12 protein-coding genes and 1 pseudogene are annotated in these 16,262 nt (G+C 56.1%); 4 read left to right on the forward strand and 9 right to left on the reverse strand.

What is annotated here, in order from left to right:
* Nucleotides 1-1,429: 1,429 nt before the first annotated feature.
* Nucleotides 1,430-3,160, forward strand: coding sequence for a hypothetical protein (locus tag ACSZPK_RS25735; protein ID WP_437884469.1), 1,731 nt, complete (start codon nt 1,430-1,432; stop codon nt 3,158-3,160).
* A gap of 723 nt (nt 3,161-3,883) precedes the next feature.
* On the opposite strand, the pseudogene ACSZPK_RS25740 reads toward ACSZPK_RS25735, so the two are convergent.
* The 3 genes and pseudogenes from ACSZPK_RS25740 to ACSZPK_RS25750 form a co-directional block, all read right to left on the reverse strand.
* Nucleotides 3,884-4,871: pseudogene (locus tag ACSZPK_RS25740) on the reverse strand (IS4 family transposase); the annotation flags it as partial.
* Nucleotides 4,872-5,324: 453 nt separating this feature from the next.
* Nucleotides 5,325-5,492 (reverse strand): DUF2897 family protein, encoded by a 168-nt coding sequence (locus tag ACSZPK_RS25745; protein ID WP_437884470.1) that lies wholly within the window; start codon nt 5,490-5,492, stop codon nt 5,325-5,327.
* Between the two features lie 127 nt (nt 5,493-5,619).
* Nucleotides 5,620-5,937 (reverse strand): transcriptional regulator, encoded by a 318-nt coding sequence (locus tag ACSZPK_RS25750; protein WP_437884479.1) that lies wholly within the window; start codon nt 5,935-5,937, stop codon nt 5,620-5,622.
* A gap of 137 nt (nt 5,938-6,074) precedes the next feature.
* Between ACSZPK_RS25750 and ACSZPK_RS25755 the strand changes: the two genes are divergently transcribed.
* Entirely contained in the window at nt 6,075-6,509 is a 435-nt protein-coding gene (locus tag ACSZPK_RS25755) for a hypothetical protein (RefSeq protein ID WP_437884471.1), read from the forward strand.
* A gap of 38 nt (nt 6,510-6,547) precedes the next feature.
* Here ACSZPK_RS25755 and alaC read toward each other — a convergent pair whose 3' ends face one another.
* The 5 genes from alaC to acnB all read right to left on the reverse strand — a co-directional run bounded on the left by alaC (nt 6,548) and on the right by acnB (nt 13,755).
* Nucleotides 6,548-7,777, reverse strand: a complete 1,230-nt coding sequence (gene alaC, locus ACSZPK_RS25760; protein WP_437884472.1) for an alanine transaminase — start codon at nt 7,775-7,777, stop codon at nt 6,548-6,550.
* A 131-nt stretch (nt 7,778-7,908) separates the two neighbouring features.
* Entirely contained in the window at nt 7,909-8,982 is a 1,074-nt protein-coding gene (locus ACSZPK_RS25765; RefSeq protein WP_437884473.1) for a polysaccharide lyase family 7 protein, read from the reverse strand.
* Between the two features lie 167 nt (nt 8,983-9,149).
* On the reverse strand, nt 9,150-9,731 hold the full coding sequence (locus tag ACSZPK_RS25770; protein WP_437884474.1) for an ANTAR domain-containing response regulator: 582 nt from the start codon (nt 9,729-9,731) through the stop codon (nt 9,150-9,152).
* Nucleotides 9,732-9,741: 10 nt separating this feature from the next.
* On the reverse strand, nt 9,742-10,953 hold the full coding sequence (locus ACSZPK_RS25775; protein ID WP_437884475.1) for a CmpA/NrtA family ABC transporter substrate-binding protein: 1,212 nt from the start codon (nt 10,951-10,953) through the stop codon (nt 9,742-9,744).
* Between the two features lie 192 nt (nt 10,954-11,145).
* Entirely contained in the window at nt 11,146-13,755 is a 2,610-nt protein-coding gene (gene acnB / locus ACSZPK_RS25780) for a bifunctional aconitate hydratase 2/2-methylisocitrate dehydratase (RefSeq protein ID WP_437884480.1), read from the reverse strand.
* A 457-nt stretch (nt 13,756-14,212) separates the two neighbouring features.
* Here acnB and ACSZPK_RS25785 point away from each other — a divergent pair, with 457 nt between their 5' ends.
* Entirely contained in the window at nt 14,213-14,689 is a 477-nt protein-coding gene (locus tag ACSZPK_RS25785) for a DUF1289 domain-containing protein (protein ID WP_437884481.1), read from the forward strand.
* A 144-nt stretch (nt 14,690-14,833) separates the two neighbouring features.
* Nucleotides 14,834-15,442, forward strand: a complete 609-nt coding sequence (locus ACSZPK_RS25790; RefSeq protein WP_437884476.1) for a tRNA-(ms[2]io[6]A)-hydroxylase — start codon at nt 14,834-14,836, stop codon at nt 15,440-15,442.
* A gap of 16 nt (nt 15,443-15,458) precedes the next feature.
* Here the strand turns inward: ACSZPK_RS25790 and ACSZPK_RS25795 are convergent, their stop codons facing one another.
* Nucleotides 15,459-16,019, reverse strand: a complete 561-nt coding sequence (locus ACSZPK_RS25795; RefSeq protein ID WP_437884477.1) for a TetR/AcrR family transcriptional regulator — start codon at nt 16,017-16,019, stop codon at nt 15,459-15,461.
* Nucleotides 16,020-16,262: the final 243 nt, after the last annotated feature.

Below are 16,262 nucleotides of genomic sequence, written 5' to 3' on the forward strand. Positions count from 1 at the left end.
GGTCGTCCTGGAATTTTGCCCCACTTTTGCCCCACCGAATCGCTTGGCTGTCGGTGGATGCTGGTGGATTGTGATGGACGCCAATATAGCCTGCATACCCCGTATTTACTAGGCTGTAGGCGTTCCTGTAGCGTCCATGGACTTCCATGGAAATCCACCAAATAAGAGCATGGGGTGCAAGGGGTAGAGTGTTAGAGTCACTCCGTCCCGACCAAAAATCCAACCACTTAGCGGCGGTTGGATTTTTTACAGCCGGCACATCGGTGCTACGGGATAACGACCGGCCAATGCCTCAATGGCACGGAATCTCACTTCGTGGGCTGCGAGAAGATGGCGATTCGCGCTCCATGGTGACTTGGGCCAGTTGCTGGCGTAGCCGGCGAAGCTCGGCATTCTCACCGCGCTGCTTGCCATTGCCAGGAAAGGCGTCGTCACCTTGCTGTTCGTACTAGCGCTTCCATTTGCCCAGGCGATGCCGAGCGTCTCGGCCACATGACGGAGTGGCGTACCGGCAAGCATTTGGTCTACCGCTTCACGTTTGAAAGATTCGGGAATCTGGTCATGAACACTCCTAGCGGCGGACATTATCCACCTTAAGTCAGTGTCCACTGGCTCCGGGACAGACCAAACCCTGGTGGCCCTGTCTGCCTGGACGAGGAGGGAACTGCCTACCTGGATCACCACCGTAGCATGAACGTCTTGGTCGCCCGGATCCGCCAGTTGATTCGAGAACCCTGATCACCGCAGGAAGGATGACCATCGCTACCAGGTCAGGCAGCAGGAAAATGGAACCATCTATTATGTTGATTTCGTGCTCGATCGTTACGGTGGTCAGGATCGACCTGTTCTACTTCGCGGTAGCCCGAGCCCGATTGTGGGCCGAGCACGCATTCGATGACTTCGATAGGCAGGCGTGCGCTATCTGGGCAAGGATGATCAGTTGCTTCTGCTGAGGCCGCAGGGGACTAGGTGTCTGCGTAAAGGGCGGGTTTTCTGATTCAAACATGACGGTATTGCATGGTGTTTTCCATGCTGGGTAATGGGAGGCGCCGCCCAGCATGGGAGCTTGTTTGTATCGTCCCTGAATATCAACATAGAGGCCAAATTTGAGGGGCTGAATATGCAGAGCATTTTTGTCGACCTGGTGGTCAGCTTCTCCGAGTTGAAGAAGCATCCATCCGAAGTCATGGCCGGTTCCGGCGGAAAATCCATAGCGGATTGGGATGACCTATTAAACTCGACCATTTAAACCAGTCGCCGCCTCCGGTTAAATTGTTTAAAACAAGTACTTGAAGTCTGAGGTGAGTAGTATTTGAGTATGCTACGCACATGACTTTTATTTAAGCGGCTCCTGCGAATATTGCAGAACACAGTCGGACACAATCTAGTGTCCGGGACCGCAACAATGATACTGTCCAGTGGTAGATAAATGATATACGAAAATGTTGATCCGCAGCTTTTGAGGTTTTTGCTCAACCCCATGGCCAGCCTGGAGTCTATGCAACAGGCACTGCCCAAACTGAGTCGGACAAGCCGATTATTATACCGAATCCCTAGGCTTCGCCATTTGATATCCGAGGATCAAGTGAGGCACCTGCTTTTGGAAAAGATCCTTCTAGGTTTGGCGCGCGAGAGGGAGGCCTTGCCTAGAACTCTCTTCGAGGAGTGGGCACCCCTGGATGAAAATACGGTAGATAGTTATCTCGGAGCGCTTGATAGCTATTTCTCGATTGTTCATATTGGCGTTGATCATCGCCTGCTCACTAAGGAGCAATCTGAGCAGCTTGAGAATTTTCGTAAGCGACAAATATTTACCAATTTTGAATACACCAACAATAGAATAAGCGAGAGCCTCAAGCTGCGGGCTGAACATAACCTCGCCATTGTCAGTAATAAGTACCTCTGGCTGAGCTACTATCTTGTGGAGACCTATTTTCTGATTGTAAAAGGAGTGATGGATGTCCGCTTTGTTAGGGGAACCCTCTACATTTTTCCGTCGGAGGCGTTTTCGCAGCGGCTGAAAGCTTATTGGTTGGCAGAGATTAGCGAGGAAAGTACAAAGCTTAGCGATATGAACGTGATGCTGACGTTCTTGGGAGAGTTTCAACGGAAAAGCAAGCTGCCAGCACTAGTTGAGGAGTTGTTGATCAATAACCTGATGGATAAATGCCTCTCGATTCACGTTGACTACGTGCCGGCGAAGATGCTTTCCAATCCCCAGTACCAGCTCTTGCGTGAACTTGTATGCTTTTCTCTGTACCTTGAACTAGCCAGCATGCTTCGCCAGTCGGTTGTGCCAGTGGAACAGATGCGCTGTTATGTTAGCTCTGCAACGCTCGCCATGATTGACGATTGTCTGCAAGGTCAGTCGCCGACGCTTGATTGCGTTAACAGCTTTGTAGAGCGTCTTGGTGATGCTTATCACCGAGGGCCGGTAAAGCTGAAGTATGGGCTTAAGCAACTTATAAGACGGGTTTTACACAAGGATTTCGCCGGCCAACTAGGTGAGTTCTTCGAAAAGGACTACATTGTAAATTATGTACGAAGACTCGAAGACCCTCGCTTTGTATTGCATAAAGGATTCCAGGCAGGGAACAATGCAGCCATTGACGGGTATGACATTGACTTCGTGCTTCAGGATGTGGAGGACAATCTCTATTATTTTGTTCAGGTAAAATATAAGTCATTCGACCTGCCGGTTTATTTTTCCGAACAGTGCCGACTGATGTCGGATGAGAACTTCCGAAAAGGCTTCGATAAGCAGCTACTGCGGCTTAAACACAACATGGCTGAGCCGAGTATTCGACAGAAGCTAAAGAGGCTAGGGATCAATGGTGCTCAGGTTGAGAATAGCCACTTTATCTTGCTGCACAATGTGCCGTTTCTGAATTTTTACGAGGTCGAGGGTGTTTATTTTTATGAGTGGAACCTGTTTCGAAATCTTTTGCAAAATGGCCAGGTTCACTATGTGAAGGGGCATGAGGTCACACAAAAGCACCTGTTGGACAAGCCTAGATTTCATCGTCCAGATGAAATTATTCAAGCTTTTTTTGATCAAGGGCAGCATGCTGCTGAGATGGATTGGGCGTTTCAGCTATTTGAACGGACGTACGCTCACTTTGCCTATGATGATCTCAATGTACTATGCAAAGTAATGTGAGGAGTGTACCTGCTATTAGAAATAGTGATTTTCTGCTGTATGTGCTCATTTAAGATGCTCTATCAAAAGTCTGATCCCGTCAGTGTCTATCCAAGGGGTAGGTTTGTTGGTGTATAGACAAGTAGCAATTGGGTGTGATTGCCTACGAACTGGACATCCGGCCAAGCGCTTCGGCTTCAAGTGCTCTATCGTTGACCGAGAGTCTCTGAGGCACCTGCTTCACTCCAGTAACCGAGCACTCAGCTCCTGCGGCTGATCAGTTATTTAAGAAAATACGATCCATATCCAGATATACGATTGCTCTTTGGCACTAACTTTATCCAGGTCAACCCAAATGGGAGTATACAGGGAAAAGAAAAGTTCTCATGAGGGAGCTCGAAGCCTCCTCCCTTTTTATGCATTATTAAGGTGCTTTACCTTCTTTGCACCAGTCATCCCACTGGTCAAGTTGTTCGCGATTAACCGAGGCATTCTCTCCGACTTCATTGCGGTAAGCCGTGATCCAGTCGCTTATACAATTTTCGCTATTCGATATTGAAGATGGCTAGTTCTTCGTGATGCTCGGCTCGTGAAAGGATGATACTCCATAGGCAATGTATTAAGCACTGGATGCCTCTCTGTATATTTCGCGAGGCGTTGTGCTCTTCAGTACATGGAGCCTCGGCTCTCCGTAGTTGTAGGAGTACTTAACTTTTACGCCATTGGCCCAGACCTGAATGGCACTTATTTTAGCTTTCTCGGGTGGCTATTTTTCTTGATCTCCTTACGAGCTGCTGAGCGTTTTCGCATCAGCAGCGGATAAGGTTTATTCCTTCTCTTGACGGCTCGTGGCTCTATTCTCCCTGGCCGTTTTCCCACTTTCTGCTGGGCAACCAGCGCAAACAGTTCTAGCAGATCGTTATCCCCACTGAATCCATCAGGTTGGCGCCATGCCAGCCATAGCTGAACGCAGTGCTTGAAGCTCAATTGCCTCGGCAGACAGTCAGCTACTGCTGCGGAGTTAGCCATAAGCAAGCGGATCAAGTTGTGTGCCAGCACGTAAACTCACAGCTCTTTGATCGCCATCTCGGGTGTCTTGCAACTGAGCGTATTCAGACCCATCGTGCTTTTAAGGTTGCGCAGATCCAGTTCAACGTGCCGGCGATCTTTGTACAGATTTTTGAGTGAAGATTTTGGCGTTTTCTTCACGCAGCACAACGTCGTTACCAAGATTTTCCCTCCGGCTTTCAACTCCCGAATCATCAGTGTCTCAGGCACCTGTTCGTAAGCTTCCTGGCTCATCCAACGTGGACGTTTCGCGGCTTGTCGAGGCCGATCAGATGATCACGCTCACCTAATCTTTTACCTCGTCTGAAATCGGTGTTTCGCCTACGTGCACCATATTGCTCGAACACGGCGTCGATGCTTCTGTGTTGCAGCTCGTGCAGCAAAAAGTAAGTCGCGTAGTACGCGTCGCCGAGTAACACATCTCCACGGTCCAATGTATCGAGCATCGAGCGCAATAGCGTTTGCTCATCCCACCTTTTCCTCGAAATCGACCTATGGCCGCATCGAGTACTGCACCGCTGGATAGGCAAATGATTCCAACAGTCCGACACAGCGGAGAACCGAGGCCTGGCTTCTGCTCGTGAGACTGCGGATAGGCCATTTGATTGGCATGGGGGTCAGGCATGGTCACTGTCGTGCCATCCACCAGTCGAATACGTCTGCCCATCTACAGATGCGCATCGCCAGAGCGCTTACTAATTGGACTTGCCCCTATCAAACCGGACTTAAGTTGATGCTTCAGCCAGGCGCCTGAACTCGCGAGGTGATTGCCTGTGGGGCACGTGTCACTGCTACCAGTGGTGAAGGCTCATAGGGTAGAGGATGTGCTAGTCGTGGCAGTATGTCGTGAGGCTGGAAAAACAGGAACAGTCTGGTCTGCTGCGCAGTCTGGTCGATGCGCTCAACCGCTAACAGGCTGGCTATTGTTTCGTCCTACCTAAGTTGGCGTTTCGACGAGCTGCCACATTGCACTTTTCGAGAGCCTGCGCTCGAACTGGGTCTGCTGTATCGATCAGCCCTGGGCGTAGCGCACTCATTGACGGGTTGTGTAGCAAGGGCGTCTTGGTAGGCGATGTTCGAGCCCATGGGCATTCACGTCGTCATGACGGACTGGTGATCAGCGATCTTGGGCGTCCTTGGCATCCTGCTCGACGTTGCGCTCATGGATGCGTTTGAGCTGTTCCTCGGTCAGTGGCAGCTTGCGTGCGCTATCGCGCAGGAGTAGCAAGCTTGCGACGATCGAGCCGATGGCGATAACGATGATGAGCCAAGCGTACCAAGGCATGGCAGTCTCCTTTGCGAATGGACTGACCATAACCGCGAATGCTCGCCTTGTCATGGTCATGAGCGGGATTCTTGCCTTCTCCCATCATGCCTGTTTGACAGCATGGCTGCTCTTCTCGTTTCACCTATTACACGACGGCACTACTGGTCTCCAATGCTTCGACATAGTCCCTCAGGCCGCGCAGGACGGTGACAGCATCCCAGCGCGTCGGATCGAACAGGGCGTAGGCCTGGCCTTGATAGCCGACCACGTCCACCTGGCGATGGTAACCGGCGCGCTGCAGCAGAGCTTCTATCTCGGCGAAACAGGTATTGAAGTGGATACGCCCGAACGGTGTGCGACTGCCCGTCACCAAACCTTCAAGGTGCAGTTCCTCGACTACGCTACGCACGTTGTCGAGTGGCATCCGGTTGACCTTCTCCTTGAGTTGCAATACGTCCAGCATCATTCGGCTCCTGTGCACGGGTGATCAGGGTAAACGAAAAATACTGTACAAATAAACAGTATTGATTGATAGTTCGACTCACCCTGTTTTCGGCAGCATGCCGAAACGCATCCAACCGCCAGCGGGAGCCGACTCATATGCACCATAAACTGATGACAATTGTGCTGTTCCTGTTCCTGTTCCTGTTCCTGTTCCTGTTCCTGTTCCTGTTCCTGTTCTTGGCCGGCTGTGCTCAGCCGTCTATCGACCAACCGCTGGCAAATGGTGCATATCTGGTCATAGATGGGCGCGAAGCCTGGGCAGTGCTGGTTTCCGACGGCAAGCGGGTGGAGGAGCACGGCGAGGTGCTAGATGTGATCAAGTTGCCTGGACAGCATTCAAGTATCGCTGCCAGCTATGTCATCGACACGCCCAACTGCGGCAGAGTGCAATGGCTGACCGAGCGCCGGGAGGAGGGGCAGGGCGAGATCACACGGTTGTCGTTGGACTACAACAGAGAGCTGGTTCGGCCAGGCTGCGTGATCGCCAATGGGCTGAGCCGCATCTGGACGGCGCTGGATTATTCGGGATGAGGACCGCCCGGATAGTTTGTCCGGGCGGCTGGCGGGAATCAGGCCTTACGGCCTTTGGGGGCGGCTGGCTGGACCAATCCATCAGCGCGGAACATGGCTTTGATGCCCCGTATCGCCTGGCGAGTACGATCCTGGTTTTCGATCAGGGCGAAACGTACGTGATCGTCACCGTAGTCACCAAACCCCAGTCCAGGTGATACGCAGACCTTGGCCTCACTGAGCAGTTTCTTGGCGAACTCCAGTGAACCCATATGGGCATAGGGCTCGGGGATCTTCGCCCAGATGTACATGGATGCCTTGGGGACTTCGACCATCCAGCCGGCCTCGTGCAAGCCTTTCACCAGCATGTTGCGGCGTTGGCGATACTGCTCGGCAATGTCCAGCACGCACTGTTGGTCACCTTCGAGCGCAGCAATAGCCGCGACCTGCAAGGGAGTGAAGGTGCCGTAGTCGTGATAGCTCTTGATTCGCGCCAGGGCGCTGACCAGTTCCTTGTTGCCGACCATGAAGCCGATACGCCATCCGGCCATGTTGTAGCTCTTGGACAGGGTGAAGAACTCCACCGCGACATCCTTGGCACCGGGTACCTGCATGATCGACGGTGCCTTCCAGCCGTCGTAGACGATGTCGGCATAGGCCAGGTCATGTACCACGAGGATGTCGTATTGCTTGGCCAGGGCGACCACGCGTTCGAAGAAGTCCAGCTCCACGCACTGGGCCGTGGGGTTGGAGGGGAAGCCGATGATCACCATCTTCGGTTTTGGAATGCTTTCCCGGATCGCTCGCTCCAGTTCGGCGAAGAAGTCCATGCCAGGCACCAGAGGGACTGAACGCACCTGGGCGCCAGCGATGACTGCGCCATAGATGTGGATCGGGTAGCTGGGGTTGGGCACCAGCACTGTGTCGCCATGATCCAGGGTGGCCAACATCAGATGGGCCAGGCCTTCCTTGGAGCCGATGGTGACGATGGCCTCGTCCTCGGGGTCGATCTCCACGTCATAGCGGTCGGCATACCAGCGGGAAATGGCGCGGCGCAGACGCGGGATACCTCGTGAGGTGGAGTAGCCGTGGGTATCTTCGCGCTTGGCGGTGGTGCAGAGCTTTTCGACGATGTGGGGAGGTGTCGCCCCATCGGGGTTGCCCATGCTGAAGTCGATGATGTCTTCGCCACGACGGCGCGCAGCCATCTTCAGTTCAGCGGTGATATTGAAAACGTAGGGGGGGAGACGATCGATGCGCGCAAAGCGGCGCTTAGCTTGATCAGCCATGCTGTCCTCGAATACGTAAGCGCCCGGAACCGTCCGAGCGACGTTGGCCACTGTTGTGGCCAGGCGGCGAAGATAAACGCAGCGGTGGATGGTTGTCGAGAACTGCCTGATGCCTTCCCTGGCTTTCGAGTCTACTGGCTGATCAGGATGGAGAATTTCTTCGCTGCGGTACTGCCATTGCTGTCGCGTACCTGGGCAACGAACCAGTGCGCGGTTGCCGATACGGTCGTGTCTTGTGGCGTACCCCCGAGCACGCCATCGCGATCCAGTTGCAAGCCCGCCGGCGGGTGGCCGCTTACCAGGCTCCAGGTCGCGCCGCCCAGTCCGCCGCCGCTGCTCAGGCGTGCCTGGTAATCCTGTCCGGCACGGGCATTGGGCAGGGCCGCCGCGGTGCTGATCTTCAGGTTGTCATTGGGATGGCTGGCGGCCAGGCGATAGAACTTCACACGAGCCCCTTCGGTTGCGCTGTCGCCATGCATATGCAAGTAGGCGCCGGCCTTGAAATAGAAGGTTTCACTGTTCCACGCCGGATCCATTTCCATGCGTGCCACCGGGCCGCCATTGGCGGAAGCCATGGCCACATTGTCGCTGACCTTCATCTGGTAGCTGAAGGTTTCGCCGAGCTCGATATCGCTGGCCAGTACGTGGGTGGTATAGGGTAGCCCCTGTTCCGGCAGTCCCTGCAGCTTGGCGATGACCTGGCCAGTCTGTTTGTTCGCGTCGTAGCGGTAATACAGGAGAATCAACGGCGCACTGCCGTACCCATGGACTTGGCCTACGATGACCAGGCCATCGCTGGGAACTTGCAGAACCTTGAGCAGGGCATCCTGGACCGATTCTCCGGCACCGTTCCAGGTCAGCGCCAGGTTGCTGGGGTCGAGCATTTCGCGTAGCTCGGCGCGCGGGCTGCTGGAACCACCTGCGGTTGCACCGTTCACGGGCGTCCAGAAGGTCATGGCTCCATCGCCCGGGTCGCTGCGGAACCAGCGCGACTGGTAGCCCTCCGGGCCACTCAATTGGTCCGGACGTACGGTGATCGCTTTGCCGGCTGTGCCGCCATCTTCGTCCTGGGGCACGGTGATGTTCCAGTTTTCCAGAGCGAAGTTGCCGCCAGGCGCAACGCCTTTGTAGAGCTCGGCGCTCGCGTCGGTCAGTAGCAGGCAGCCGAATAGTCCAAGCCAGCGAGTGGTGACGCGTGTATGCATAGGTCTCTATTCCTTGTCGCGGATTGCACGTTTTCGCTCAAGACTGCGCTCCTTCGAGGTGGGCGTGCCTTCCCAATGGCTGGTATGTACCCGCCGCGTGGCGAGCCTTTCACTGACTGGCACAATGCACGGAAGGTTCTCCGATCCGGGATTCACACGACCGAAGGTCAGGATTGGCCGAGCATGTCATGCATGGCGATCACCTGTTCGGCGACCTGGATCAGCTTCTGCTGACGACTCATGGCCTGGCGTCGCATCAGGGTGTATGCCTCTTCTTCATTGCACTTTTTCATCTTCATCAGCAGGCCCTTGGCCAGCTCGACCCGCTTGCGCTCAGCCAACTGGGCCTCGCGTGCATGCAATTGGGCGCGCAACGCCTGATCGCTCTCGAAACGCGCCATGGCCACGTCCAGGATCGGTTGCAGGCGTTGTGCATGAATGCCTTCGACGATGTAGGCGCTGACCCCCGACTGGATCGCCTGGCGCATGATCCTGGGGTCATGTTCGTCGGTGAACATGACGATGGGGCGTGGCCGGTCTCGGGTGACCATGACCACTTGTTCCATGACGTCGCGGCCTGGCGACTCGGTGTCGATCAGCACCACATCCGGTCGCACGGTTTCGACCCGGGTAGGGAGGTCGATGGTCAGGCCGGACTCTTCGATCACCTCGAAACCGGCCTCGATCAGCGCGTGTTTCAAGCGCCCGACTTTCTTCGGTGTGTCGTCGATCAGGAGGATGCGTAACATGGCGACTTCCTCAAGGCGTGCTTCGACGTAGCGGATCGATGGCATGGATGGCGAAGCTCCGCGCATAGTCGGCTGGAGCGCTGCCATCCCAGATGCTGCCGTCGATTAGCCTGGCACTGCGCATGCTGTTCTCGGGAACATCGATCCCCAACGCGCCGGCTGCGTCCCGATAGATGTCCAGACGCTGTACCGTCCTGGCTACACCCAGATAGTCGGGATCATCCTTGAGCAGGCCCCAGCGGAGGAACTGGGTCATGAACCACATGCCATCCGACAGCCAAGGCATGTTGACCGAGCCATGGTCGAAGAAGCGCAGTGGATGCTCGTCGAGCCAGGCATTGCCCAGGCCATCCTGATAATGCCCGAGGAAGCGTGGCTCGATGGCGGAGAGCGGGGCGTCCACATAGTCGCGGCCGCTGATGAGTTTTGCGGTACTTCGCTTGTTTTCCTCGTTCTCTTCGATGAAGTGGCTCGCTTCCAACACCGCCATACACAAGGCCCTGGCGGTGTTCGGGTACTGCTCGGCGAAGTCTGCTGTTGTTGCCAAGACCTTTTCCGGGTGGTCAGGCCAGATCATCTGACTGGTGGCCAAGGTAAATCCTTGTTGCTCATCGACAGCCAGGGCCCCCCAGGGGCCGCCAGCGCAGAAACCGTCGATACGCCCGGAAGCCATGTGCTCGACCATCAGTGACGGTGGAAGCACCACGCTGCTGACATCCCGTAGCGGGTCGATGCCATGCGCGGCCAACCAGTAGTTCAGCCACATGGCATGGGTGCCGGTAGGGAATGTCTGGGCGAAGATGAGTTTTGCGCCTTTCTGGTGCACTCTTGTGCGAAGTGCTTCGATAGTGGTCACGCCGGCCCGTTTCAGCGGCTCTGACAGGTTGATGGCCTGGCCGTTCTGGCAGATTCCCATGAGGATTGCCATGGGCGTGGCCGTGCTGGCGATACCCAAGTGGCTGCCATAGACCTGTCCGTAGAGGGCATGAGCAGCATCCAGTTGCCCGACGATCAGCTTGTCGCGCAAACCTGCCCAGGATGCCTGGCGCTTCAGGTTCAGCGTCAGCCCATAAGGCTGGGCGAAGCCCTGCGTCGCGGCGACTATCAGCGGCGCGGCGTCGGTCAGAGGCATGAACCCCAGGTCGAGGACGCGCTTTTCCGGCGCGTCCGATCCGGTGATCCAGGCCAGGTTGTCACTGCGAGTTGGGTTGTCTTTGCTCATGGTCATTCCAAGAACGAAAACGTCGTTCCAGCCATCAACCTTGGTTGATCGCCGAGAACGACGCCGTTGTCGATCCATGCCCGTCGCCATTGATGGGCACATGCATGTTTTGTTCTAGCAAGCCATGTGCCCAGCAAGGGCCCTGAAAAAGAAAAGCCCCGCACGGGGCGGGGCTCTCTTCAATGCTAAGGCTTAGGCCTGGATCACCGGGATCTTGGCGTTCGCAGCCGCATCCTTGTATTCGGCGATCTGGTCGAAGCTGAGGTAGCGATAGATATCGGCAGACATGCTGTCGATGTTCTTCGCGTATTCCATGTATTCCTCGACGGTAGGCAGCTTGCCGAGGATGGAGGAGACCGCAGCCAGCTCAGCCGATGCCAGGAACACATCGGTTGCATCGCCCAGGCGGTTGGGGAAGTTACGGGTCGAGGTCGACACCACGGTGGAGCCGGTCTGTACGCGAGCCTGGTTACCCATGCACAGCGAGCAGCCTGGCATTTCCATGCGCGCACCGGCCTTGCCGTAGATGCCGTAGTAGCCTTCCTCGGTCAACTGATGCTGGTCCATCTTGGTTGGCGGAGCCAGCCACAGGCGAGTCGGGATGCCACCCTTGACCTTGTCCAGCAGCTTGCCGGCAGCGCGGAAGTGACCGATGTTGGTCATGCAGGAACCGATGAATACTTCATCGATCTTGCGGCCTTGGACGCTGGACAGCAGGCGGGCATCGTCCGGGTCGTTCGGTGCGCAAAGTACGGGCTCCTTGACGTCGGCCAGGTCGATATCGATTACCGCCGCATACTCGGCATCGGCATCACCTTGCAGCAGTTCAGGCTTGGCCAGCCACGCTTCCATCGCCTGGGCACGGCGCTCCATGGTACGAGCGTCACCATAACCTTCGCCGATCATCCAGCGCAGCAGGGTGATGTTGGACTTCAGGTACTCGGCGATCGCTTCTTCCGGCAGCTTGATGGTGCAACCGGCTGCAGAGCGTTCGGCAGAGGCGTCGGACAGCTCGAAGGCTTGCTCGACGGTCAGGTCATTGAGGCCTTCGATCTCGAGGATGCGGCCAGAGAAGATGTTCTTCTTGCCTTTCTTCTCGACGGTCAGCAGGCCCTGCTGGATCGCGTAGTAAGGAATGGCATGGACCAGGTCGCGCAGGGTGATGCCTGGTTGCAGCTTGCCCTTGAAGCGAACCAGCACAGATTCCGGCATGTCCAGCGGCATGACGCCAGTGGCGGCGGCGAAGGCCACCAGGCCAGAACCGGCCGGGAAGGAAATACCGATCGGGAAGCGGGTGTGCGAGTCGCCGCCGGTGCCGACGGTGTCAGGCAGCAGCATGCGGTTCAGCCAACTGTGGATGATGCCGTCGCCGGGACGCAGGGAGACACCGCCACGGGTCATGATGAAGTCCGGCAGGGTGTGGTGCGTGGTGACGTCGATCGGCTTCGGATAGGCGGCGGTGTGGCAGAAGGACTGCATCACCAGGTCGGCGGAGAAGCCCAGGCAGGCCAGGTCTTTCAGCTCGTCGCGAGTCATCGGGCCGGTAGTGTCCTGGGAACCGACGGTGGTCATCCTCGGTTCGCAGTAGGTACCAGGACGTACGCCTTGGCCTTCCGGCAGACCGCAGGCACGGCCGACCATCTTCTGCGCCAGGGTGAAGCCCTTGCCGCTGTCGGCTGGAGCTTCTGGCTTCTTGAACAGGGTGGACGGAGCCAGGCCGAGCTCGGCACGGGCTTTTTCGGTCAGGCCACGGCCGACGATCAGCGGGATACGACCACCGGCGCGGACTTCGTCCAGCAGCACATCGGTCTTCAGGCTGAAGGTGGTGATCAGCTCATCGTTGTCGTGGCGGCGGACTTCGCCCTTGATCGGGTAGACGTCGATGACATCGCCCATGCCCAGGTTGCTGCAGTCGAATTCGATCGGCAGGGCGCCGGCGTCTTCCATGGTGTTGTAGAAGATCGGCGCGATCTTGGTGCCGAAGCAGAAACCACCGGCGCGCTTGTTCGGTACATGCGGAATGTCATCACCGAAGAACCACAGCACGGAGTTGGTCGCGGACTTGCGCGACGAACCGGTACCGACCACGTCACCGACATAGGCGACCGGGAAGCCCTTGGCCTTGACGTCCTCGATCTGTTGCAGCGGGCCGACGGAGCCGGGTTGCTGGGGCTCGATGCCGTCGCGGGCCATCTTCAGCATGGCCAGGGCGTGCAGCGGGATATCCGGGCGCGACCAGGCATCCGGCGCAGGGGAGAGGTCGTCAGTGTTGGTTTCACCCGGCACCTTGAACACGGTCAGGGTGACTTTCTCCGGCACCGCTGGGCGATTCACGAACCATTCGCCATCGGCCCAGGATTGCATCACGGCCTTGGCATTGGCATTACCGTTCTTGGCACGCTCGGCAACGTCGTGGAAGGCGTCGAACATCAGCAGGGTTTGTTTGAGCTGTTCTGCTGCGATGCTGGACAACTTGGCGTCGTCCAGCAACTCGACCAGCGTGGCGATGTTGTAGCCGCCCTGCATGGTGCCGAGCAACTCGACGGCGCGTGTCTTGTTCAGCAATGGGGAGCTTGCTTCACCCTTGGCGATGGCAGACAGGAAGCCAGCCTTGACGTAGGCGGCCTCGTCAACGCCTGGCGGAACGCGGTTGGTAATCAGGTCGAGGAGAAATTCCTCTTCGCCAACGGGCGGGTTCTTCAGCAGTTCGACCAGACCTGCGGTTTGCTCGGCGTTCAGCGGCTGGGGAACGATTCCCAGGGCGGCACGCTCTTCTACGTGTTTGCGATAGGCTTCAAGCACAGTTATTACCCTCATCAGTGATCACGGGGTGGCCCCGCGATGCTCATCCAGAAAGCTGCCGCACACTGCGCTTCGGCGCTTTTTGAGCGCTTGGGCCGGTGTGTCGGTAACTCCATAACAGAAGCTGCTTTCAAAGTTTTACGCCGCCGGACGGGCTGATGAGGGGGTTGGCGCGGATACCTTTGCGGTGATCCGAGCCAACGTCGTTCCGGGCGGATGAACTGTGCTCGTGACGCTTTGAAAACAGCTTCTAACGGACATCGATGCCTAAAAAGGCGAGCTGAGTCTACCGGAGAAGGGGCACAAAGTTAAGTGACATGCCCGAAGCAAATGACTATATGGTCTGCGACTATACGCTAATGGTCATGCGAAGCCGCTTCGGTCATTCAGGGTGACCCTGGGCGCCTGAGTCGTTAAGATGGCTCACCTGTATTTTACTTTAGTGTTTCCATTCGCCATGTCTAATCAGCGAATCAAAACGCCTTGCGTAGGACTCTGCTCGACGGTATTCGGCGACACGGTCTGCCGGGGCTGTAAGCGATTCCACCATGAGATCGTCAATTGGAATCTGTACGAAGACCAGGAGAAGCAGGCAGTTTGGCGACGGCTCGAGGTTCTGCTTAGCCAGGTCATGCAAGCGAAGCTTGAAGTCTTCGATGCTGAGCGTTTGCGCCTTCAGCTTGAGCAACGTCAGGTTCGTTTCGTTTTGGAGCAATCCCCATATTGCTGGGCTTACCAACTGATCGCGAGAGCGTCGCGCATGATCAATCGATTGGATGCCTATGGTATTGCGTTACTTCCCGAATTTCGTGAGTGGGAATTGCCTGTCCTGAGAGAGGCTATCGAGCGTGAATTCTTCCTGCTCTCAGAGGCTCATTACGAACGTTATATCGCACCTCGTTTTCTACGTGAGGGGATGGAGCTTCGAGTCTGATTCTTTGCAGCTTTTCAGCAGGCTGGCATGGAAAGGATGTCACCGTATAATGCCGCGCTTTACCTCATATATCGCACCGATCATGCCCTCATTCTTATCTCGTCGACTCTGTGCTGGTTCAATGGTCACTGTTGGGGACGGGAAGTGAGCTTTCCTGAAATACACGATTTTCTTGGATGCCGAACACCCGACGCATGGGTGCAGGAAGCGCTGCGACAGCAGGATGTCATGCTTCTGGATCATAAGAACTGTGAGTTCAAGGCCGCTTCCACTGCTCTCAGCCTCATTGCCAAGTATGGGCAGCATGTCGACCTGATCAATTACATGTCGCGCCTTGCTCGTGAGGAGCTTGTCCATCATGAGCAGGTGTTGCGTATCCTCAAGAAGCGCAAGATCGGCTTGCGTCCGATTTCCGCAAGCCGTTATGCGTCGGGTTTGAGGTCAGTCGTACGAACCCATGAGCCGCATAAGCTGATTGACACCCTGGTGGTCGGGGCGTTCATCGAGGCGCGTTCGTGCGAGCGTTTCGAGGCGGTGGTGCCACATCTGGATGAGGAGTTGTCTCGATTCTATTTCGGGCTACTGAAGTCCGAGGCGCGTCACTTCCAGAATTATCTGCGCTTTGCCTATCAATACGGTGATGCGCAAGATGTGGATCGGGCGATAGAGCGGGTTCGCGCAAGCGAGCGTGAGTTGATCGAGAGTTCTGATGCGGAGTTCCGTTTTCATAGCGGTGTTCCACCGCGCCTCTGATCGTTGCCTGAGGGAATCAGGCGTATTGCGCTTCTTCTATCTGTTCCATGAGTGCATCGCGGGTTGTCTGCAAAAGCCTGTCCGACAGTCCTTTATCGTTTACGCTGCGTGACAGCATCAGTGCGCCGACCATGGCGCAGAGCATGAGCACGCTTTGCTCGTCAGCGTTATCGCAATCCAGTCTCTTTTCTATAGCCTGCAGTCGTTTGTCGATCATCTCGTCGGTAACCGGGCTGGGCGTGCCGCGTTGTCCAAGTTCTACTGACAGTGTTGTCAGGGGGCATCCTGTCCCGGCATCTTCTCTGTGAGTCGCTGATAGATAGCTGTGGATGTATTCGGCTAGTGGCGCGTCTTTGAAGAAGCTCGTTCCGGCTTGGTCTGCGGAGTAGCGTAATGCGGTTTCGACAAGTTCGTCCTTGGACTTGAAGTGGGCATAGAAGCCGCCATGAGTCAGGCCGAGAGTTTTCATCAGGGGTTGCAATCCGGTTGCGCCGACACCTTTTTGTCGAAAGAGGCGTGCCGCTTCTTCAATGATGCGTTGATGAGTCTTGGCCTTGTGATCTTCCGAGTAGCGCATGGATCTATCCCTTCAGCTAACTGGGTGCTTGTTTCATGTTTGCGGTGTGACCTGATTAAGCGGTAAAAGTGCCTACAGGGGGGGCGTTTCTACCCAGGTCTGGTGGTGAGTGCGCAATTCGTGAAGGTGGGAGATGTCACGAAGAGAGTTGACGGATTGATTTGTATGCCTATAATTCGCGCCACTTCCGGCGCGGCCTGATCTTAAAACTCCTTGTTAATCAGTTGGTTATAGGTGTTTCCA

The organism is Pseudomonas sp. LRF_L74 (genome assembly GCF_965644255.1).
Lineage (GTDB): Bacteria > Pseudomonadota > Gammaproteobacteria > Pseudomonadales > Pseudomonadaceae > Aquipseudomonas.

Coding starts and splice junctions, on each gene's coding strand:
- ACSZPK_RS25735 (WP_437884469.1), top strand. CDS start 1,430: ATGATATACGAAAATGTTGATCCGCAGCTTTTGAGGTTTTTGCTCAAC.
- ACSZPK_RS25745 (WP_437884470.1), bottom strand. CDS start 5,492: ATGCCTTGGTACGCTTGGCTCATCATCGTTATCGCCATCGGCTCGATC.
- ACSZPK_RS25750 (WP_437884479.1), bottom strand. CDS start 5,937: ATGCTGGACGTATTGCAACTCAAGGAGAAGGTCAACCGGATGCCACTC.
- ACSZPK_RS25755 (WP_437884471.1), top strand. CDS start 6,075: ATGCACCATAAACTGATGACAATTGTGCTGTTCCTGTTCCTGTTCCTG.
- alaC (WP_437884472.1), bottom strand. CDS start 7,777: ATGGCTGATCAAGCTAAGCGCCGCTTTGCGCGCATCGATCGTCTCCCC.
- ACSZPK_RS25765 (WP_437884473.1), bottom strand. CDS start 8,982: ATGCATACACGCGTCACCACTCGCTGGCTTGGACTATTCGGCTGCCTG.
- ACSZPK_RS25770 (WP_437884474.1), bottom strand. CDS start 9,731: ATGTTACGCATCCTCCTGATCGACGACACACCGAAGAAAGTCGGGCGC.
- ACSZPK_RS25775 (WP_437884475.1), bottom strand. CDS start 10,953: ATGAGCAAAGACAACCCAACTCGCAGTGACAACCTGGCCTGGATCACC.
- ACSZPK_RS25785 (WP_437884481.1), top strand. CDS start 14,213: ATGTCTAATCAGCGAATCAAAACGCCTTGCGTAGGACTCTGCTCGACG.
- ACSZPK_RS25795 (WP_437884477.1), bottom strand. CDS start 16,019: ATGCGCTACTCGGAAGATCACAAGGCCAAGACTCATCAACGCATCATT.